Genomic DNA, 19,042 nt, shown 5'->3' on the forward strand with positions numbered 1-19,042 from the left:
GAGTCCCTCATGCCCAGCCCCCTATCCCCGTATTTGACGCTGGTGATCCGCATGCCCGCCGGAGCCGCCGCTCGTGAAGCGCTCGCAGGCGACCTCGGCGTCTTGATCGACCTCCATGGCGGGGAGATTGAGGGACGCTCGCTGGATGATGAGCTGACCCTCTGTGAGCGCTTCGAGGCAGCGCTGCCGCGTGGCGAAGCCGAGGCTATCCGCAAAGAGCACGCCGCGGCCCTGCCGCTGCCAGACGCTGACGAGCTGGAGCGCTAGCCATGGCCCGCAACCATGCACTGGACACGCTGTTGCGCCCTGCCGTTGAGCTCTACACGGTCCAGGTGTGCCTGGCGATGGCCTTCCTGTGCGTCTTCGCGCCCTGGGCGGTTGCCCTGACCCCGCTGTTCGGCCTGGTCACAGCAGTGGCCTTCCTCGGCTTCGGGATCTACCGCTTGCGCCAGGCGCTGCGCGTGCTGCGCTACCGACGGAATATCCGGCGCCTGTCGTTCTACAGCATGACCAGCAAGGAGATCCCGGTCAGCCATGAGCGGCTGTTCGTGGGCAAGGGCTTTCGCTGGGAACAGAAACACACCCAGCGCCTGGTCGACACCTACCTGCCGCAGTACGCGCCCTATGTCGAGCCGTCCGAGTGGACCAACAAGGCGCGGCGCCTCGAGTTCGCGCCCTTTCCGCTCACCCTGCTGGCCAAGGCCACCGCCTGGGACAACGCGGCGAATCCGTTCCGACCGCTGCCTCCGGTGGGCGGTCTGCCGCGCCTGCACGGCATTGAGCCCGAGGAGCACGATGTCACCCTGCCGCTGGGCGAGCGAGTGGGTCACTCCATCGTCCTGGGCACAACGCGCGTGGGCAAGACGCGCCTGGCCGAGCTCTTCATCACCCAGGACATCCGCCGCAAGCGGCGCGGCCAGCATGAGGTGGTGATCGTCTTCGATCCCAAGGGCGATGCCGACTTGCTCAAGCGCATGTACGTCGAGTGCGAACGCGCCGGCCGGGCCAATGAGTTCTACGTCTTCCACCTGGGCTGGCCGGACCAGTCCGCCCGCTACAACGCAGTGGGCCGCTTCGGCCGGATCTCGGAGGTGGCCACCCGCGTCGCCGGCCAGCTATCCAGCGAGGGCAACTCGGCGGCATTCAAGGAATTCGCCTGGCGGTTCGTCAACATCATCGCTCGGGCACTGGTCGCCCTTGGCCGGCGGCCGGACTACCTGCAGATCCAGCAACACGTGATCAACATCGAAGGGCTGTTCCTGGAATACGCGCAGAAATACTTCGATGAGCACGACCCGAAGGCCTGGGAAAAGATCATCTTCATCGAGAGCAAGCTCAACGATAAGAACGTCCCCTTCAACATGAAGGGCCGACCGCTGCGGGTCATCGCCATCGACCAGTACCTGAACCAGACCCGCGTGATGGATCCGGTCATGGACGGTCTGCGAAGTGCGGTGCGCTACGACAAGACCTACTTCGACAAGATCGTTGCCTCGCTGCTGCCGCTGCTGGAGAAACTCACCACCGGCCGCATGGCCGAGCTGATCGCCCCGGACTACCACGACGTCAACGACCCGCGGCCGATCTTCGACTGGATGCAGGTGGTGCGTAAACGCGCTGTGGTCTACGTCGGCCTGGACGCCCTCTCCGACACCGAGGTCGCGGCGGCGGTCGGCAACTCCATGTTCTCGGACCTGGTCTCGGTTGCCGGCCACATCTACAAGTACGGCATCGATGACGGCTTGCCCGGGGAGGCCAGCGGCAAGGTGGCCATCAACCTGCACGCCGATGAGTTCAATGAGCTGATCGGCGATGAATTCATTCCCATGATCAACAAGGGCGGCGGTGCCGGTCTGCAGGTGACGGCCTACACCCAGACCCTGTCCGACATCGAGGCCAAGATCGGCAACCGCGCCAAGGCCGGGCAGATCATCGGCAACTTCAACAACCTCTTCATGCTGCGGGTCCGCGAAACGGCGACGGCTGAGCTACTGACCAATCAGCTGCCCAAGGTACAGGTCTTCACCGCCACGCCGGCAAGCAGCGCGAGCGACGCCGTCAACGGCAAGACCGCCTTCACCTCCAACACCCATGACCAGCTGAGCGCCACCAGCGTGCCCATGCTGGAGCCTGCTCATGTGGTCGGGCTACCCAAGGGCCAGTGCTACGCGCTGATCGAGGGCGGCAACCTGTGGAAGGTGCGGATGCCGCTGCCGGCGGTGGATCCGGATGAAGCGATGCCCAAGGACCTGCAGGAGCTCGCGGAGAAGATGCGCAAGGCCTACCAGGTGGGTCAGGCCACCGGCAGCGAGTGGTGGGAGGCTCCTGGCCAGCGCCGGGTCGCAGACGAACTGCCGGCTGACCTGCAGGACGACTTCCGGCAGATGGCCCAAGGCGCCGCTGACGAAGGAGACGCGGCATGACCACAGGCCTTGATCACGACCACCCCAGAGGAGGCCGCTAATGGCCGACGTCGCCCAGCGCGCCCAGCAGCAACAGGTCAAGGAGCAAACCTTCATCGGGTCGGTGCTCAGCCTCCCCTTCCACTTCATCGGCGTGATGCTCCTGTCCTTGGGCGGCGCCATCCTGGTGGACTGGCTCTGCCTCTACTTCCTCTGGCCAGAAGCCGGCTGGCACCACGCCAAGGGCATGCTCGACCACGAGCTGGCTTGGCTGTCGCAGGGGTTTCTATCGAGCGTTGTGGTGCAGGAGCCCGGGCACACCGCAACCTGGTTGGTAGGGCTGCTCTACGAATGGCTGTTCGTGAAGACCGGGTTGGTCCACTGGCTGACCGGGATGCAGCAGCTGGCCGCTGCCGGCCCGCGGGGCGAGCTGGATCTGCGCTACATGGCTGCGCAAGGGATCACTACGGTGCAGACCTACGGCCTGTCGGCCCTATTCACCATCCTGGTGTTCTGTGTGCGCCTGGTGATCTTGGTGCTCGCCGTGCCGCTCTTCGCCATGGCCGCCCTGGTTGGCTTCATCGACGGCCTGGTGCGGCGGGATATCCGCAAGTTTAGCGCAGGCCGCGAGTCGAGTTACTTCTACCACAAGGCCCGCAGCACAATGCTGCCGCTGGCCCTGCTGCCCTGGTCGCTGTACCTCGCCTTGCCGTTCAGCGTGAGCCCACTCCTGGTGCTGCTGCCGTGTGCCGCCCTGCTGGCTCTGTCAGTGAACCTCACGACCGCCTCATTCAAGAAGTACCTGTAGTCGCCGGCCTGCTCCGCGGCCGCACCCCTAACTACAGAGAGCACTCAATCCGCGACCATATTGCAGGGGTGGTATTGGAAAACCGTCCGAACCAATGTGGAGATGTCCATGCGGTGGCCCCTGAGCGATGTAGAAGTGTCCATCCCGACTGACTGTTGATACCCAATACGACTTTAAACGCTCATTTTCACGACCACTCTTCCACGGACCTTCCCACTCAACAAATCGTCAGCGACGGACACGGTGTCCTGCAGGGAGATCTCTCGGCTGATAGTGAGCAACAGGTCGCTGTCGAGCTCTTCGCCGAGTCGCCGCCAGGCTTCCACTCGCCGCTCGTAGGGCTGGGTCACGCTGTTCACGCCGAGCAGACTTACCCCGCGCAAGATGAAGGGCGCGACAGTCATGGGTAAGTCCATTCCTTGCGCCAAGCCACAGGCGGCGACCGCCCCCTCAGCTGCGGTTCCTGCGCAGACATTGGCCAGGGTATGGCTGCCGACGGAATCGATGGCCGCCGCCCAGCGCTCCTTGCCAAGCGGTCGACCTGGCGCACTGAGCTCTGCCCGATCCATCACGGATTCGGCGCCCAAACGTTTGAGGTATTCACTTTCCTGTTGCTTGCCAGTGACGGCGAGCACCGAGTAACCGCGGCGGGCCAACAGGGAAATGGCGAAGCTACCCACGCCGCCCGTGGCCCCGGTGACCAGTACCTTGCCGCTTTGCGGAGTGAGTCCGTGGCGCTCCAAGGCCATCAGGCAGAGCATCGCGGTGTAGCCGGCAGTCCCCACGGCCATTGCCTGAAACTCCGACAGCGCGAACGGCAGGGGAATCAGCCATTCGCCCTTCACCCTCGCCTTCTCCGCCAAGCCACCCCAGTGGCTCTCACCGACGCCCCAGCCATTGAGCAGGACTCGATCGCCAGGTTGGTACTGTGGATTCGAACTCACCTCGACCACGCCCGCGAAATCGATTCCGGGGACCATTGGGAACTGACGAACGACCGGGCCGCGTCCCGTGATGGCCAGCGCGTCCTTGTAGTTGAGAGTGCTGTAGAGAACCCTGACCGTCACATCACCTTCCGGCAACTGCGTTTCGGCCATTTCGGTGATGTCGACGCGAGGCGCCTCATCGTGCTTCTCGATGAGCAGAGCTTTAAACATGAACCCTCCTATTTAGACCGATCGTCTAAAAATGAACCGAAAAAATCATCGCGTGATTCCGGCGAGGTAGCCGGCGATGAAGATGTCTAGCGGCGCGGCATTCTGCGCCAGTCGCGCGCGGAGCACCGCACCCTCCCAGCCAATCCAGAAAAACGCTGCCTGAGCGTCACAGTCCGTGTCCGCGTGGAGTGTCCCGTTTTCAGCTGCCTCCGTCAGACACCGTGCCAGACGCGCCTGCCAATCCAGTAGGACGGCCTCCAGCTGGGCACGGAAACTCTCTGGAAGCACCAGGATCTCCTGACCGAGGTTGCCCACCAGACAACCGCGCCGGAATCCATACTTCGTCATGCCCGCCTTGGCGTCTTGGACGAAATTCCACAGCCGCTCGAGCGGAGGGACGTCACTCGCCAGCAACCACAGATCGAGTTTTTTGGCGAAATAGGCGGCGTAGTTCTGCAGAACCTCCTGGCCAAAAGCTTCCTTGCTAGCGAAGTAGTGATAGAACGAGCCTTTGGGAACCTGGACCTGCTTGAGCACAGCGTCGATGCCCGTCGCGGAAAAGCCCTGCTCGGTGAAAATCGCCATGCCAACGCGAAGCAAGGCTTCGCGGGTATCGGGATGAGTTCGCGCCACCTTGGGAGGGCGGCCACGACGAGGTAGTGAGCTGAGGGCGGTCATGGCTCTAGTATTTAGACCGATCGTCTCTAATGTCAAAGCTTTCTGTCGGACGATGTGCAACTGGGCGGCGCCGTCCTGGTGGACTGGCTCTGCCTCTACTTCCTCTGGCCAGAGGCCGGCTGGCACCACGCCAAGGGCATGCTCGATCACGAGCTGGCCTGGCTGTATCAGGGCTTCCTGTCCAGCGTTGTGGTGAAGGAGCCCGGGCACACTGCGACCTGGCTGGTGAGCCTGCTCTATGACTGGCTGTTTGTTAAGACCGGGTTGATCCACTGGCTGACCGGGATGCAGCAGCTGGCCACTGCCGGCCCGCGGGGCGAACTGGATCTGCGCTACATGGCAGCGCAGAGCATTACCACCGTGCAGACCTACGGCCTGTCTGCCCTCTTCACTGTGTTGGTGTTCTGCGTGCGCCTGGTGATCCTGATCCTGGCGGTACCGCTCTTTGCCATGGCCGCTCTGGTTGGCTTCATCGACGGTCTGGTGCGGCGGGACATCCGCAAGTTCAACGTGAGCCGCGAGTCGAGCTACTTCTACCACAAGGCCCACAGAACCATGCTGCCGCTGGCCCTGCTGCCCCGGGTCGCTGTACCTCGCCTTGCCGTTCAGCGTGAGCCCGCTCCTGGTGCTGCTGCCCTGTGCCGCCCTGCTGGCCCTATCGGTGAACCTCACGACCGCCTTATTCAGGAAGTACCTGTAGATTTTGCCTCAGCACTATGGCTATCTGTTTGGCCAAGAGGTCGCAAGGATGCTGAAACTGATATTAGAGTCACATCACCAGATCTCATACTCGGCTCGATTCGCATAGCGAAGGCGAGAGGGCTAATTATCAATTAATAAATATGAGCCTGCTCTAAAAAAAAGGATCGAAGGCCGTATCACCGGAAGATGAATAGAACCAATTAAAATACAGATAGCTCCACACCAAACTAAAACATGAGAAAAACAAGATAGCGACCACTGAACAAGGAAAACTAGGCGAGTATGGAAAACTAACATGCCAATAACCTTTAGCCAGGCCTCTTCTCCTGAGTGTGAATTTTCAGAATGGAAGATAATTAATAGAAACCGAGCCAAGTTAGTTGAGATAGTCGCCTACTTATACTTGCGTCAAGAGGAGAATGCCCAGCGAATAATTGAAGCATTAGAACCTAAGATGCGTGCTTCAAAAGGCAAGGTCGCAGAAAATGTCGTGAGAAAACTTACTGCCCCACGCACTAGAGACATCGAGCAGCTCCAATCGGGAACTGATGAACAAAAGAAAGCAGCGAAAAATCGGATTGAAACATCCATCATCCACCGCGATGGACTTCTATTTCAGCATATCTCTTGGATTGCTGCACGACTAGCCCTCCCAAACTGCTATATGAACTCTCCCCATGTCCGACAAGCAGATAAAGGCTTTGACGGCTTTATCATCGAACTAAGTGGTAGCATGCAAGAAGTCAAGCGGATTGTCTTATGCGAGGACAAAGCTTCGATAGCACCGCGCAACTTAATTACTTCTAGCGTATGGACTGAAATCGCAGAAATCCGTAATGGTATGCGTGACGATGAGATACTTGCTGACCTCGTAACGCTACTAAAGACCATTCCAAACATTGATGTTGAACAGGCGGTGGACGCAGTTTTTTGGGAAAATTCACGCGAATTTAGAGTTGCTGTAGCGACGAGTGTTAACCAGAAAAAGAATGGAAGTTATTTGCACATCATAGCTGGCTTTGAAGCGACCGCTGGTGGTGAACTTGAGACACGCACCGCGGGAGTGATGGGCTTTGAAGATGTACGAAAAGGCTTGGGACTCCTTGCTGATGAGGTAGCTGCCAAGGTAAAGGAGATTGCCGGTGTTTGACCTAAGTTCTCGCTCACTACTGCGACAGGCACCTGATTTGGTTGGCCTAGATCCAGAAACTTTGGACGAGTTACTGACGGCTGCTCACATTGAGCTAGCTGCGATACGCCTCCTATCACACGAAAATGAACATAAATCCACGAGCGATGTACTAGACCGGGTACGACGCCTTGCATCGACCTTCGAAGCCTATGTTGCACTCAATCTCCGGCCCGATCAAACTCGCGCTGCTGCTTTTGTCGCCGCAAGTGCCTATCAGATATTGAGCAGTGCCCGAGACGTATCATGGGACCGCCCAACCGTTGTATCGAGTGATGCAATCGGATCATCGATTTCTGCAACACTTCTGTTTTTGATTGCTGACCGGGCGGCAGACGCAACAGAGGCCGCGAGTCGACTTAAGGCCAAGGGTGAACCAAGAGCAGTCCGGCGCACTTTAATTCTGAGCCTTCGGGAACTGGCGAGCGGCAATCTAAGAAACCTTGTAGAGCGTGACCTAGATGAAGATAAGATAGCATCGAGAGACAGCCGAGAAATAGCTGCCGACCTTCTTTTTAGGGAATGTGCTTACGTAGCTCAAGGACTTGCACAGAGCGCGCGTGGCATCGCTGCAATCCCGGACATTCGCGAAAGACTTGAACGTGTTATACGATTATCAGAGGCCTCGGAGGTAGAGATCCAATTGCCTTTTGATGTAGAGGCTGCTACGCATAATCAGTTTGCCGGCCCTCATCATCTCGCAACCTTATTGGCCAGGCTTATAGATGGTATGGAGGAGGCGATGCTGGTTAAACTTCCAGCACCATCTAAAGCCAAAACCCAAGCATGGAATGAGTGGCTCATTTCGCAAGCGGAATCGAGGCCGTTCTTATGGATCAATCACATTAAAGCAATTAAAACTGGCTACCTCAACCGTGGTAGATCCATGGTGATGACATCTCCTACAGGTTCGGGGAAAACGACATTATCTGTCTTGAAAATCGCAGCAACCCTGTGTTCAGGTGAAAGCGTTGTTTATCTCGCGCCAACTCATGCTCTGGTCGATCAAGTGGAAGCCGACTTTTCCCCACAGGTTGGGGGCCTAGAGGAGGTAAGCGTCGTAGAAGATGTGTCACTTGATGAGCTCGGCGATAGACTGCCGCCGTTTTCCGTCATGACCCCAGAGCGTTGCCTCGCCCTGCTAGGCTTCGCGCCGAAGCTATTCGATAAGGTCGGACTCCTGGTGTTCGACGAATTCCATCTTATTAGTGCAGATGATCCAGCTACGTCGCCGAAGGTCAGCACGCGCGCCATAGATGCGATGTTGGCGCTACTGACGTTTCTACGATATCGCAAAAATGCAGACGTGTTACTACTATCTGCGATGGTTGCTAATGGACACGAGATAGCGCGTTGGCTACGTGCTGTCACAGGAAGAGAAGTTGATGCTTTTAACGATCCTTGGAAACCCACTCGCCAACTTCGATCCTGTATTATCTATGACATATCCGAGGTGCATGAGGCTAAGCGAGCGGCGTTAAACGCAACCACTAAAACAGCGCGCAATAGAGTTAACGCACAACCTTTAGGACTTTTTTCCTTAATATCCGGATGGCATCCCAAAAGACCGGAAAAGCTTATAATACAAGCAATCACCGATCGGCGACCGGCGCTTTTAAAAAATTCTAGAGGAAAATTAACATCTAACAGAAACGAAGTAGCCGCGCAAATTGCAGCGGACTATGCTTCTATTGGGAAGCGTGTAATCGTGTTCTGCAATGATACAAAAGCATGCAGCAGTGTCGCAACTCACATAAACAAAACTCTGACCGCGGCGACAGTTGCACTGGACGAAACGCAAGAACAGATGCGTCAGTCAATTCTTGAGGATGTCGGATCGATCGAAGCGGCATTCGATCCCACTGGGTGTAGGGCAGCGGTGCATCATGGCGATCTGCTCCCCATGGAGCGCCGGTTGACCGAGAACGTATTTCGAACTCGTAGAAATGTCGAAAGCGAGAACTTGGGGCTAGATGTAATCGCTGCGACCTCCACCATTGCGCAAGGATTGAATCTTCCGTGTGATGTTGTAATTCTTGCAGGTACCGATAGGAGCGCTGTTGACGATCCAAACGGCAATCCCCGTAAAGATTTGCGTCCTCATGAAATACTCAATGCGCTTGGAAGAGCGGGACGCGCAGCATACGCAGCAACCGGCTTGGCAATTGTCGTACCTGCAAATCCAATATTTGTATACAGAGATAGTCTTTCACTTCCTCAGAATGGGGTTTTAGAGACTGTTTTTTCTGAGCAAGACGCTTGTGAAGAAATTTACGACCCAATCGAATTATTGCTGGATCGGATTGAAGTATCTGCTGATCTTGACCCAAAGGTACAATCGGTAATACGTCGGTTATCTGCCGTCACTACTACCGGCGAGAGCGGCTTCGACGATATAGTTCAACGAACCCTAGGCTTTTTCCGGCGCAAAGAGATTAATCCTATAGCGGCAGATAAATGGCTCAAACATCGACGAGCTGCACTAAAAGCTGCTGAATTGCAATTAAAAGACCCGACCATTCTTGAATGGCAACGGGAAATCGCTGTCCGCAACGGGATGCCGCCAAGACTAGTTGCGCGACTAGTTGAGTCTCTTGAAGAGGCACCGCTTGATAAGACAGCCACCCAAGATTGGATTAGCTGGCTACTTGATATTGTAGCAGAAAACCCTATGGACTTAACCATTTTCGTTAGAGAGTCGGCTTTAGAGTCTGTATTCGGTCGTTCCTACACAAATACAAAAAACCTTAAGACTACTGCAAAACGTACAATTAAAGCTCTCAAAATACTGATTACAATGTGGTGCACGGGGAAAACACTAATCGAGATTGAAACCTGGCTACTCACTTTCATTCGGAAGCACGAAGGAGATGTCAAGCAGAGAGCAAGTCAATCAACGACAGCTCAAAGGGCCCGGCGATTTGCGATACGTATAACTCCCGACATCGGATTTTTATTCAATGTGGTCGGACAAATCTTTGCCTACAAGAACATCGAAGAAAATACAACACCTTACCCAATAATTGAGCTACTTCCGCAAATGGTGAAAGCAGGAGACTATGATCGTCATCATATGGCTTTAAGGCAAATAGCTATACTCCCCTCACGAGTTGGAACCTTTAAAATGCACACTGAAATGACCATCTACTTTAAAGCTGACGCCCTGGCAGAAATGGACGTTATTCGAGATGAAATCAATCTGGCGATTTTACAACAAACATTCTCTTCTTCCAGTGAAGACAACTAGGACTGGCAGCGGGTCTATGCTTCTTACCAAGACCTAAAAACTTATTTCTTAACGCCTTCGGCTGAGGCGCAATGTTGATCACACGCACCCCAATGATATTCCTGATCACAGCATAGCCAAGCGGATCGTTCGACGCCCTGATCGTAACCTCTTGAGACCCAGATACGGTTTCGCCTGGTGAGGTTGCAGTGGGCCACAGGACGATGGCCACCCCATCGAACTGGAGCCGTCCATGTCCCCCGCCCGCTTCGAATACCACACTGATTTCTCCCCCCTCACCTACCGCGTCCAAGAACGCGGCTGGCTGATGTTCAAGCACGAACAGCAGACCGGCACCCCTGACGTCGCCGCTTTCCTAGCCGATCCAGAACGACAGGCTCGCCTGCAGGCCCTGGGCGCGGACGGCTGGGAATTGGTCAGCGCGCAGCCAGTGCTGGAAGGCCGCGCCCAGATTGGTCAGCAGACCGCCCAGGGCAACCAGGGGTGGGGCGTGGGCTACGCGGTGGCCACAGGCTTTCTGCTGTTTTTCAAACGCCTCATCGTCCCTGCGTAAAGTCAGTAACCAAGCGGGTTTGTAACCTATTTGGGCGCAGTAATGGTTTCCCGCTGACCTCCTTGGTGGCCCTCTGCATCCTGTGCGGCATCAACCCGCTGCCCAGGGCCCCGCTGTGAAACTGTCCTCTCCTCAACGCAAGCCTTCCGTCCACTTCGGACTAGTCAGCGGCCTGGTCGTCGCGCTCGGATTCATGGCGGGTCCCGCACTCGCCGCCGGTACGGCCAGCGAGCAGGCCAACGTCGACGTGATGATCCGCCAGCTCAACGCCGTCGAGGCGGTCGCCAGGCGCAGCGCCGAGCTGCCGAGCGATGGCAGCTCCCGCTACCACCTGGATTACAACCGTCTCGCCGCCGACATCGCCCGGATCCGCCAGGGCCTGCAGGACTACCTAGCACCGAGCCGTGCCCAGCCGCGCGATGCAGCCGAGCTCTCCGGCCAGTATCAGCGCGAAGGCGCCCAGCCATGAGCATGACTGCCGCTCAGACCGCCGCCTTTCAGGCGGCAAGTGGCCTTACGCCGGCGGCCAGCAACACCTTCTGGCTATCGCTGGCCATGGCCGTCGTCACCCTCTGGTTCGCCTGGCTTTCCATCAGCCTCTACAAGGGCTGGGCGAACCAAAACCTCAACGCCGCCGCCGCCAAGGGCGCCCTAGTCCGTGGGCTACTCCTCTACTGCGCGTTGTCCTGGCTCATTTTGCATTAACCCCTCGAGGAGAAATCCATGCTGTCCCTCAAACGTCTGTCCACCCTCGGCGCCCGCGCCAGAACACAAGCCGTTCTGGCAAGCGCCGCCCTGCTTCCGTCGATCAGCCAAGCCGCTCTTCCCCAAGCACAAGCTCCGTCGCGAGGCGAAGGGTCTACCTGGCTGGAAACGATCAAGAACTACGGTTTCGACCTCGTCTCGCTGTTTGCGCTGGCCTTGTGCGCCTTCTGCCTGATCGTCGTCGCCGCTCACGGCATCACCGTCTACCACGAGATTCACGTGGGCAAGAAAACCTGGAAGGACCTGGGTGTGACGGTGACCATCGGTGTCGTGCTCATCGGACTGGTGATCTTCATCGTCACCAAAGCCACCGGCATCATGTAAGGCAGGAAGGCGCCGATGGACATCACTCAAGATCTGCATGAGGACGGCACCCTTCGCTTCTTGCCGAATCGCCTCAACACTCAACCCGTCGTCGTCGGCGGCCTGACCACGGACGAGATGTTCGCCACGGTCGGCATCTGTGCTGCTTTTGGAATCGCAGTCGGCATCCCATTTGCGTTTTTCATCACACCGGCCATGCCGATTTTCGCCGCGCTGGCGTGTGGCGCCCTCGGCCTGGTATCCGCTGGGCGAATCCTGCGTCGCTGGAAGCGCGGCCGCCCGGAAACCTGGCTCTGGCGGCAAGCCGAGTGGCGCCTCGCGCATTGGGGGCTGGCGGGTCGCCGACTGGTCATCCGTAGCGGTGCCTGGACCTGCAAGCGGATGGTGGGGCTATGAGCCGGGCCTGGAAGCTGTCCGAGTCGCAGCGCGCTCACATCACCACCCTGCGCCTTGCCCTGGGCCTGGTCAGTGGCATCGCGATCTGGAATGGCTACGGCTGGTACAGCGCGCCCAAGGACCTGACCATACACGTGCCGCCGGACCTGCGCTCCGGCAGCACACGCCCCTGGTGGGAGATTCCTCCGGAGTCGGTCTATTCCTACGCCTTCTACATCTTCCAGCAGATGAACAGCTGGCCCTCCGATGGCGAGAAGAACTACAGCGACAACATCGCTCGCTTGACCCCTTTCATTACCCCTTCGTGCAAGGCCTATCTGGAGGGGGACGAAGCGCTCAAACGCAACAGCGGTGAGCTGCGCAAACGCGTGCGCAACGTCGCGGAGATCCCAGGATCAGGCTACGGCGACGACCCCGCCCGCCGCGTCCAGGTGCTCGGCAATAGCGAGTGGACGGTCATGCTCGATGTCGTTGCCAACGAGTACCTGGGTGGCGAGAAGGTCAAGACGGCACTCACGCGCTACCCGCTCCACATCGTCAGGTCCGACGTCGATCCCGAGAAGAACCCCTGGGGCATGAAGTGGGACTGCTACAGCGGTCAGCCGCAGCGGATCGAGGCCGGCGTCGAAGTCAAAGCTCGAGGTACACCATGAGATCCCGCCACTCCCTCGCCCTGATGCTGGGCGGCCTGCTGCTGAGCAGCCTTGCCCAGGCCATCGAGATCCGCAAGTGGGAGCGTGTCCCCCTGGCCATCCCGCTCGTGGTGGGCCAGGAGCGAATCCTATTCGTTGATGCCAACGTTCGGGTCGGCGTCCCTTTCGCCATCGCTGACAAGCTCAGGGTGCAAAGCACCGGCGGGGCGATCTATCTCCGGGCCAAAGACCCGATCGAGCCCAGCCGGCTGCAGCTGCAGAATGCGGCCACCGGCGAGATCATGCTGGTCGACATCGCCGCAACGCCGGCGCAGGAAGGCCAGGCTGCGCTTGAGCCGATCAAGATCGTTCCAGGTGACACGACCCCGGCCCGCTATGGTCAGGCCGTAGCGGCCGCTCCCAAGTCGTCGGCCAAGGCTAGCCACCAAGCCGATGAGGAAGAGGACGAGCCGGCGCCGCCCAAGCGCGAAACACCGATCCCCGTCGTGCTCACCCGCTACGCCGCCCAGATGCTCTATGCGCCGCTGCGCACCGTGGAGCCGGTCGACGGCGTCGCCCAGGTCAGGATCGATAAGCGCCTGGACCTGTCGACGCTGCTGCCGGCGCTGCCGGTTGAGGCCAGTCAGCTGGGCGCCTGGCGCCTGGACGATCACTGGGTAACTGCCGTGAAGCTGCGCAACCAGACCGGCCAGCGCCTGGTCCTGGATCCGCGTGAGCTCATGGGTGACTTCGCCACCGCGACCTTCCAGCACCCCTACCTTGGCGCCCGGGGCGATGCCAGCGACACCACCGTGCTCTACCTGGTCACCCAGGATCATGGCCTAGGCCAGTCACTGCTGCCCAGCCTGGGCGCCGCAGATCCTCGCGTCACCGCGGAGGCCCGTCATGCAGCTCAGAAGTAATCCGCTGCTCAAGTATGCGCTGCTGGGGGTTCTGATCCTGGTGGTCTATGTCGGCGTGACCCTACTCGGTAAGGGCAAGCCGCAAACGCCCGAGCAGCCACAATCCGCCCAGCTCACGCCTGAACAGGCCAAAACGCTGGGGATCGAGGGCGATACGGCCAACGACACTCTGCGCACCATCGTCGTCGAAAGTCGCCAGCTGAAAGAGCAGTTGAACAAGGTCCTGAGAGACAACGAAGAGGCCAAGCGGGAGAACGATGGTCTCAGGGCCCAGCTGAGCAACATCAACACCACGGTCGATAGTCGCGTTCAGGCAGGCATCAACCAGGGCCTGGAGAGCCAGCAGAAGCAGACGCAGGGTCTATTTGATGGCCTGCAGAAGCAGCTCAACACCCTGTCCCAGATGGGTAACCAGGTAGGCGGCAACGGGAGCTCGGGTACGGACATGCCCATCGGGCTCGGCATTGCTCCCGGCGAAGGCAATCAGTTCAAGAAGGGTAGCGGCAGCTCGGACCTGGTCTGGATCGAGCCGCAGGATGGCACCGCCGTCGACGCCAATGGCAAGCGCCTTGCTGCCGGCAGCAGCCAGGCCGCCAGCGGTTTCGCCTTCCCGACCGCCTTCGGAGCCGCCGGCCAGAAGACGTTGGATGCTGCCTCAGGTGGCGCTCAGCGCGCAGCCGATGGCATGGGGGGTGATGAGCAGTCCCGCAAGAAGGTCCGCAAAGTTTACACCCTGCCGCAGAACTCGACGCTGATGGGTTCGGTGTCCATGACCGCCCTGGTGGGCCGCGTGCCGGTCGATGGCACGGTCAACGACCCCTACCCCTTCAAGGTCCTGATCGGCCCCGACAACCTGACCGCCAACGGCATCGACCTGCCCGACGTCGCCGGCGCCGTCGTGAGCGGGACGGCCTCGGGTGACTGGACGCTGTCTTGCGTGCGCGGCCAGATCCGCAGCATGACCTTCGTCTTCACCGACGGCACCGTGCGTACCCTGCCGGCGCCCCAGGAAAACGCTGGTCAGCAGAACAACGGACAGAATAGCCAGAACGCCTCCACCAACGGCCAGCCCGCTGCGGTTCAGGGTGGCATGGGCTGGATCAGCGACCCCTACGGCATCCCATGCATCGCCGGCGAGCGCCGTAGCAACGCCTCCCAGTACATCGGCTCCCAGGCCCTCATCACCGCTGCCGGCGCCGGCGCCGCCTCGCTCATCAAGAACGACGGCACCAGCTCCAGCTACGTCCAGACCCCGAACGGCACCATCGGCACGACCGGCATGTCCGGCAATGAGGCCATGGGGAAGATCCTGAACCAGGGTGTCAGCGACATCTCCACCTGGGTGAACAAGCTCTACGGCCAGGCCTTTGCCGCCGTCTACGTGCAGCCCGGGGCGAAGGTGGCCATCCACCTCGACCAGGAGCTGGCCATCGACTACGAACTCAAGGGCCGCAAGGTCGACTATCGGACAGGAGCTCGCCATGCCTCGGCTGCCCTCGATTAATCGCACACGACTTCAGATAGCGGCTGTACTGGCCTTGTCCCTGCTGGCCAGCGGCTGCGCGGTCGACAAGGAGAAGATGCTCCCCCATGGCGACAAGACCATGATGGACGTCTGGAACGCCGGTACCACCGGTTCGGCCGGCAGCAGCCAGGGTCGCCAACTCGTCGATGCCCGGGCAGAGCTGCGCCGTCCTGTGGACACGGCCCAGGCTCGGCCGCTGGCTGACAACGCGGGCTATTCGCGCACCGCGCAGAACGAGATCTATAGCCAGTTCAAGCGCCTGCCTAATCCGGACTTGGTCATGTACGTCTTCCCGCACCTGGCCGGCTCCGACCCGGCACCCATCCCCGGCTATACCACCGTTTTCCCGCTCTACCAGCGTGTGCAGTACGCCATGCCCGGTGAGCGGGTGGAGAACTACTGATGGGCATTTTCGAACGCCTGCGTGGCAAGAAGACCCCCAATACTTCGACTGCTGAGCCAGCGCTGGTGGAAAGCCAGCAAGCCCTTGATGAGCCAGCTGATAACACTGAGCCAGTCATTCATCCTGAATCCATCCGGGCCACCCGCGCCCTCGAGGTCGACGAGGAAGCCGCCTACCAGCGCTACCTGGATCGCCTGAGAGCGCACGGTATCCCTGAGCCAGGTGCCTGGATGACGGGCAAGGAGAAGCCCGCGACGGTCGCTGACATTGCCAACATGCACCAGGTCAATCCCAGCTTCACCAACCTGCTGCCCTGGATCGAATACCTGCCCGAGCATCAGGCGATGCTGCTGGAAGACGGCAAGTCGCTGGCCGCCTTCTTCGACCTGGTGCCGATCAGTACCGAGGGCCGCGAAGCCAATTGGCTTCGCCAGGCCCGCGACGCCCTGGAGAACGCCCTGCAGGACGCCTTCGATGAGCTGGAGCAGAGTCCCTGGGTCATCCAGTTTTATGCCCGCGACGAGACCCAGTTCGACGGCTATCTCACGGGGCTGACCAACTACATCCAGCCGCGCGCACGCGGCTCCGAATTCACCAAGCTCTATCAGAGCCTGATGAAGCACCACCTGCATGCTATCGCCAAGCCTGGCGGTCTATTTAACGACACGGCCGTATCCCACCTGCCCTGGCGTGGTCAGCATCGGCGCGTCCGGATGGTCGTTTCCCGCCGGAGCATCGGCGACGGTCTGGTCAGGGGGCAGGCGCCCGCTGCCTACCTGGCGAACATCTGCAGCCGGCTGACCGGCGCGCTGCGTAATGCCGGCGTGACGGCTCACCGGATGGACGAGCGCGCCATTCGCTACTGGCTGCTGCAGTGGTTCAATCCGTGCCCGGATCACCTGGGCACCTCGGCCAAGGACCAGCAGCGGTTCTTCGAGGTGGTCAACAGCACCCTCGACCAGGACGAGTTGCTGGCCGAAGGCACTATTCCCTTCCTGGCCAGCGGGACCGATTTTTCCCAGTGCTTAATGTACCGCGAGCCTCGCTCGGATGCGCAGAAGGGCCTGTGGTTCTTCGATGGCCAACCCCATCGTGTGGTGACGCTGGATCGGCTGCGCACCGCGCCGAGGACCGGTCACATGACCGGCGAGCGCAACTTTGGTGATGCCCTGCACGCCCTGTTCGACGAGATGCCCGAGGACACCGTGCTGGCCATCACGCTGGTGGCCACGCCCCAGGATACGCTCGAAGCCCACCTCAACAACCTGCACAAGAAGGCCGTCGGCGACAACCAGGCCTCTGCCCTCACCCGGGAGGCCATCAAGGACGCCCGTCAGCTGATCGGGCGCAAGCACAAGCTCTACCAGGGCAGCGTGGCCTTCTATGTCCGGGGTAAGGACGAGCAGGAGCTGGAGCAGCGCTGCAACGACCTCACCAACACCCTGACCAGCGCCGGCATCGAGCCTGTGCGGCCTGAGGATGAGGTGGCTGCACTGAACAGCTACCTGCGCTGGCTGCCCGGCAACTTCGATCCCAACCAGCCGCGGGCGCTGCAGTGGTACACCCAACTTATGCTGGTTCAGCATGTCGCCAACCTGGCGCCCATCTGGGGCCGCTCAACCGGAACGGGACATCCGGGCATCACTCAATTCAACCGCGGTGGCAGTCCGCTGACCTTCGATCCACTCAGTAAGCTCGATCGGCAGATGAATGCGCATGGCTTCGTCTTCGGTCCTACCGGTGCCGGCAAATCGGCGACCCTCAACAACCTCTTGATCCAGTGGCTGGCCATCTACCGGCCGCGCATCTTCGTGGCCGAAGCCGGTAACAGCTTCGGGCTGCTGGCGGACTTCGCCCAGCGTCTCGGCCTGACCGTCCATAAGGTCCGCCTGGTTCCCGGCGCTGGCGTTAGCCTGGCGCCCTTCGCCGACGCCATCCGCCTGGCTGAGGATCCGGCTCACGTGGCCGTACTCGATGCCGAGGACCTCGACGCCTCAGACGAAGCCAGCAGCCCGAAGCCCGACCTGGAGGACGATCAACGCGACGTGCTCGGCGAGATGGAGATCGTGGCTCGCCTGATGATCACCGGCGGCGAAGAGAAGGAAGACGCCCGCATGACACGCGCCGACCGGGCTGCCATCCGGCACGCCATCATCAATGCCGCCAAGGCCTGCTCCAAGGCAGAGAAGACGGTCCTCACCCAAGATGTGCGCGACGCACTGAGCGAAGCTTCATGTGACGAACGCCTGCCAGCGCCACGACGGGAGCGCCTGCAGGAGATGGCCGAAGCCATGGAGATGTTCTGCATGGGCGCCGACGGCGAGATGTTCAACCGCCCCGGCACGCCCTGGCCAGAGGCTGACCTGACTGTCGTGGACTTTGCCACCTACGCCCGAGAGGGCTATCAGGCGCAGCTCGGCATCGCCTACATCTCGCTGCTGAACTCGATCAACAACATCGCTGAGCGTGACCAGTACAAGGGCCGGCCGCTGATCAAGCTGACCGACGAAGGCCACATCATCACCAAGCACCCGCTGCTGCTGCCCTATGCGATGAAGATCACCAAGATGTGGCGAAAGCTCGGCGCCTGGTTCTGGTTAGCGACCCAGAACATTGATGACATCCCGATTTCCGGCGCGCCAATGCTCAACATGATCGAGTGGTGGATCTGCCTGAACATGCCGCCGGATGAAGTCGAAAAGATCTCCAAATTCCGCAACCTGAGTACCGCGCAGAAGGAACTGATGCTGTCGGCACGCAAGCAGAGCGGCGCCTATACCGAAGGCGTGGTGCTCTCCAAGTCCATGGAGACGCTTTTCCGCGCGGTACCGCCCAGTCTCTATCTAGCCCTGGCTATGACGGAGCCTGAGGAGAAGGCGGAGCGCGCCCAGCTGATGGAAGAGCTCGGCACCGACGAGCTGGGCGCCGCGCTGGCCGTCGCCGCCCGTTTGGACCGGCTACGAGGGATCGAACCCTACCCCTTCAAGCTGCCACCGGCTCGAGGAGCCCGGCGATGAGAGTGATGGACCAATTCACCCAGGACCTCATCGACAGCCTGACCGGCTTGCTTCGGCAGCCGCACCTGCCCGAGACGCTCACGGCCCTGCAGATCTGCGCACCGGTCTTGATCAGCAACCTGCAGGCAGTGAAATCACGCGCGGTGGATCGCCGTGAAATTGAGGCCCAGCTCGATACGGCGCTCAAAGACTGGTTGGCCAAGCACCCTCAGCCGGATGAGGCCCAGCAGGCGCTGCTCGATGTCCTGCACAGGGAAGTGCTGGGCCGGCAGGTCGAGGAGCCCGATGCACGAGAGGCTTCGGCATGATTAGGGGAGCTAT

General features: G+C 59.9%; 18 protein-coding genes and 1 pseudogene. 17 read left to right on the forward strand and 2 right to left on the reverse strand.

The window, feature by feature from the left end:
* The first annotated feature begins 9 nt into the window (after positions 1-9).
* Genes PJ259_RS08135 through PJ259_RS08145 form a run of 3 tightly spaced genes read left to right on the forward strand, consistent with a single transcriptional unit; the run spans position 10 to position 3,210 of the window.
* Positions 10-267 (forward strand): hypothetical protein, encoded by a 258-nt coding sequence (locus tag PJ259_RS08135; RefSeq protein WP_271655422.1) that lies wholly within the window; start codon positions 10-12, stop codon positions 265-267.
* A 2-nt stretch (positions 268-269) separates the two neighbouring features.
* Positions 270-2,423: a type IV conjugative transfer system coupling protein TraD gene (gene traD, locus PJ259_RS08140; protein ID WP_271655423.1), complete on the forward strand. Its 2,154-nt coding sequence runs from the start codon at positions 270-272 to the stop codon at positions 2,421-2,423.
* A gap of 40 nt (positions 2,424-2,463) precedes the next feature.
* Positions 2,464-3,210, forward strand: a complete 747-nt coding sequence (locus PJ259_RS08145; protein WP_271655424.1) for a TIGR03747 family integrating conjugative element membrane protein — start codon at positions 2,464-2,466, stop codon at positions 3,208-3,210.
* 173 nt (positions 3,211-3,383) lie between these two features.
* On the opposite strand, the gene acuI is transcribed toward PJ259_RS08145, so the two are convergent.
* Complete coding sequence (acuI, locus tag PJ259_RS08150) at positions 3,384-4,367, reverse strand: acrylyl-CoA reductase (NADPH) (protein WP_271655425.1); 984 nt, start codon at positions 4,365-4,367, stop codon at positions 3,384-3,386.
* A 45-nt stretch (positions 4,368-4,412) separates the two neighbouring features.
* Positions 4,413-5,045 (reverse strand): acrylate utilization transcriptional regulator AcuR, encoded by a 633-nt coding sequence (gene acuR / locus PJ259_RS08155; protein WP_271655426.1) that lies wholly within the window; start codon positions 5,043-5,045, stop codon positions 4,413-4,415.
* A gap of 54 nt (positions 5,046-5,099) precedes the next feature.
* On the opposite strand from acuR, the pseudogene PJ259_RS08160 reads away from it, so the two are divergent.
* The 14 genes and pseudogenes from PJ259_RS08160 to PJ259_RS08225 form a co-directional block, all read left to right on the forward strand.
* Positions 5,100-5,745: pseudogene (locus PJ259_RS08160) on the forward strand (TIGR03747 family integrating conjugative element membrane protein); the annotation flags it as partial.
* 297 nt (positions 5,746-6,042) lie between these two features.
* Positions 6,043-6,897, forward strand: a complete 855-nt coding sequence (locus tag PJ259_RS08165; protein ID WP_271655427.1) for a hypothetical protein — start codon at positions 6,043-6,045, stop codon at positions 6,895-6,897.
* On the forward strand, positions 6,890-10,183 hold the full coding sequence (locus PJ259_RS08170) for a DEAD/DEAH box helicase (RefSeq protein WP_271655428.1): 3,294 nt from the start codon (positions 6,890-6,892) through the stop codon (positions 10,181-10,183). The genes PJ259_RS08165 and PJ259_RS08170 overlap by 8 nt, the downstream gene beginning before the upstream one ends.
* Positions 10,184-10,415: 232 nt before the next feature.
* Positions 10,416-10,736, forward strand: coding sequence for a hypothetical protein (locus PJ259_RS08175; protein WP_271655429.1), 321 nt, complete (start codon positions 10,416-10,418; stop codon positions 10,734-10,736).
* A gap of 172 nt (positions 10,737-10,908) precedes the next feature.
* A complete protein-coding gene (locus PJ259_RS08180) occupies positions 10,909-11,205 on the forward strand; it encodes an integrative conjugative element protein, RAQPRD family (RefSeq protein WP_271655849.1) in 297 nt (98 codons plus the stop codon).
* Positions 11,202-11,441, forward strand: a complete 240-nt coding sequence (locus PJ259_RS08185) for a TIGR03758 family integrating conjugative element protein (protein WP_271655430.1) — start codon at positions 11,202-11,204, stop codon at positions 11,439-11,441. Before PJ259_RS08180 ends, PJ259_RS08185 begins: the two co-directional genes overlap by 4 nt.
* A gap of 18 nt (positions 11,442-11,459) precedes the next feature.
* Complete coding sequence (locus tag PJ259_RS08190; protein ID WP_271655431.1) at positions 11,460-11,825, forward strand: TIGR03745 family integrating conjugative element membrane protein; 366 nt, start codon at positions 11,460-11,462, stop codon at positions 11,823-11,825.
* 15 nt (positions 11,826-11,840) lie between these two features.
* On the forward strand, positions 11,841-12,221 hold the full coding sequence (locus PJ259_RS08195) for a TIGR03750 family conjugal transfer protein (RefSeq protein ID WP_271655432.1): 381 nt from the start codon (positions 11,841-11,843) through the stop codon (positions 12,219-12,221).
* Positions 12,218-12,874, forward strand: coding sequence for a PFL_4703 family integrating conjugative element protein (locus tag PJ259_RS08200; protein WP_271655433.1), 657 nt, complete (start codon positions 12,218-12,220; stop codon positions 12,872-12,874). Before PJ259_RS08195 ends, PJ259_RS08200 begins: the two co-directional genes overlap by 4 nt.
* Complete coding sequence (locus PJ259_RS08205) at positions 12,871-13,776, forward strand: TIGR03749 family integrating conjugative element protein (protein WP_271655434.1); 906 nt, start codon at positions 12,871-12,873, stop codon at positions 13,774-13,776. Before PJ259_RS08200 ends, PJ259_RS08205 begins: the two co-directional genes overlap by 4 nt.
* Positions 13,760-15,280 (forward strand): TIGR03752 family integrating conjugative element protein, encoded by a 1,521-nt coding sequence (locus tag PJ259_RS08210; RefSeq protein WP_271655435.1) that lies wholly within the window; start codon positions 13,760-13,762, stop codon positions 15,278-15,280. The genes PJ259_RS08205 and PJ259_RS08210 overlap by 17 nt, the downstream gene beginning before the upstream one ends.
* On the forward strand, positions 15,258-15,704 hold the full coding sequence (locus PJ259_RS08215) for a TIGR03751 family conjugal transfer lipoprotein (RefSeq protein ID WP_271655436.1): 447 nt from the start codon (positions 15,258-15,260) through the stop codon (positions 15,702-15,704). Before PJ259_RS08210 ends, PJ259_RS08215 begins: the two co-directional genes overlap by 23 nt.
* Positions 15,704-18,721 (forward strand): conjugative transfer ATPase, encoded by a 3,018-nt coding sequence (locus PJ259_RS08220; RefSeq protein WP_271655437.1) that lies wholly within the window; start codon positions 15,704-15,706, stop codon positions 18,719-18,721. Before PJ259_RS08215 ends, PJ259_RS08220 begins: the two co-directional genes overlap by 1 nt.
* Positions 18,718-19,029, forward strand: a complete 312-nt coding sequence (locus PJ259_RS08225; protein WP_271655438.1) for a hypothetical protein — start codon at positions 18,718-18,720, stop codon at positions 19,027-19,029. The genes PJ259_RS08220 and PJ259_RS08225 overlap by 4 nt, the downstream gene beginning before the upstream one ends.
* Positions 19,030-19,042: the final 13 nt, after the last annotated feature.

Origin of the sequence: Pseudomonas sp. JBR1 (assembly GCF_028198185.1) — a bacterium.
Taxonomy (GTDB): Bacteria; Pseudomonadota; Gammaproteobacteria; order Pseudomonadales; family Pseudomonadaceae; genus Chryseomonas; species Chryseomonas oryzihabitans_E.

Excerpts from the sequence above, each read along its gene's own strand:
- PJ259_RS08135 (WP_271655422.1), top strand. The coding sequence starts at position 10 with ATGCCCAGCCCCCTATCCCCGTATTTGACGCTGGTGATCCGCATGCCC.
- traD (WP_271655423.1), top strand. The coding sequence starts at position 270 with ATGGCCCGCAACCATGCACTGGACACGCTGTTGCGCCCTGCCGTTGAG.
- PJ259_RS08145 (WP_271655424.1), top strand. The coding sequence starts at position 2,464 with ATGGCCGACGTCGCCCAGCGCGCCCAGCAGCAACAGGTCAAGGAGCAA.
- acuI (WP_271655425.1), bottom strand. The coding sequence starts at position 4,367 with ATGTTTAAAGCTCTGCTCATCGAGAAGCACGATGAGGCGCCTCGCGTC.
- acuR (WP_271655426.1), bottom strand. The coding sequence starts at position 5,045 with ATGACCGCCCTCAGCTCACTACCTCGTCGTGGCCGCCCTCCCAAGGTG.
- PJ259_RS08165 (WP_271655427.1), top strand. The coding sequence starts at position 6,043 with ATGCCAATAACCTTTAGCCAGGCCTCTTCTCCTGAGTGTGAATTTTCA.
- PJ259_RS08175 (WP_271655429.1), top strand. The coding sequence starts at position 10,416 with ATGTCCCCCGCCCGCTTCGAATACCACACTGATTTCTCCCCCCTCACC.
- PJ259_RS08185 (WP_271655430.1), top strand. The coding sequence starts at position 11,202 with ATGAGCATGACTGCCGCTCAGACCGCCGCCTTTCAGGCGGCAAGTGGC.
- PJ259_RS08190 (WP_271655431.1), top strand. The coding sequence starts at position 11,460 with ATGCTGTCCCTCAAACGTCTGTCCACCCTCGGCGCCCGCGCCAGAACA.
- PJ259_RS08195 (WP_271655432.1), top strand. The coding sequence starts at position 11,841 with ATGGACATCACTCAAGATCTGCATGAGGACGGCACCCTTCGCTTCTTG.
- PJ259_RS08200 (WP_271655433.1), top strand. The coding sequence starts at position 12,218 with ATGAGCCGGGCCTGGAAGCTGTCCGAGTCGCAGCGCGCTCACATCACC.
- PJ259_RS08205 (WP_271655434.1), top strand. The coding sequence starts at position 12,871 with ATGAGATCCCGCCACTCCCTCGCCCTGATGCTGGGCGGCCTGCTGCTG.
- PJ259_RS08210 (WP_271655435.1), top strand. The coding sequence starts at position 13,760 with ATGCAGCTCAGAAGTAATCCGCTGCTCAAGTATGCGCTGCTGGGGGTT.
- PJ259_RS08215 (WP_271655436.1), top strand. The coding sequence starts at position 15,258 with ATGCCTCGGCTGCCCTCGATTAATCGCACACGACTTCAGATAGCGGCT.
- PJ259_RS08220 (WP_271655437.1), top strand. The coding sequence starts at position 15,704 with ATGGGCATTTTCGAACGCCTGCGTGGCAAGAAGACCCCCAATACTTCG.
- PJ259_RS08225 (WP_271655438.1), top strand. The coding sequence starts at position 18,718 with ATGAGAGTGATGGACCAATTCACCCAGGACCTCATCGACAGCCTGACC.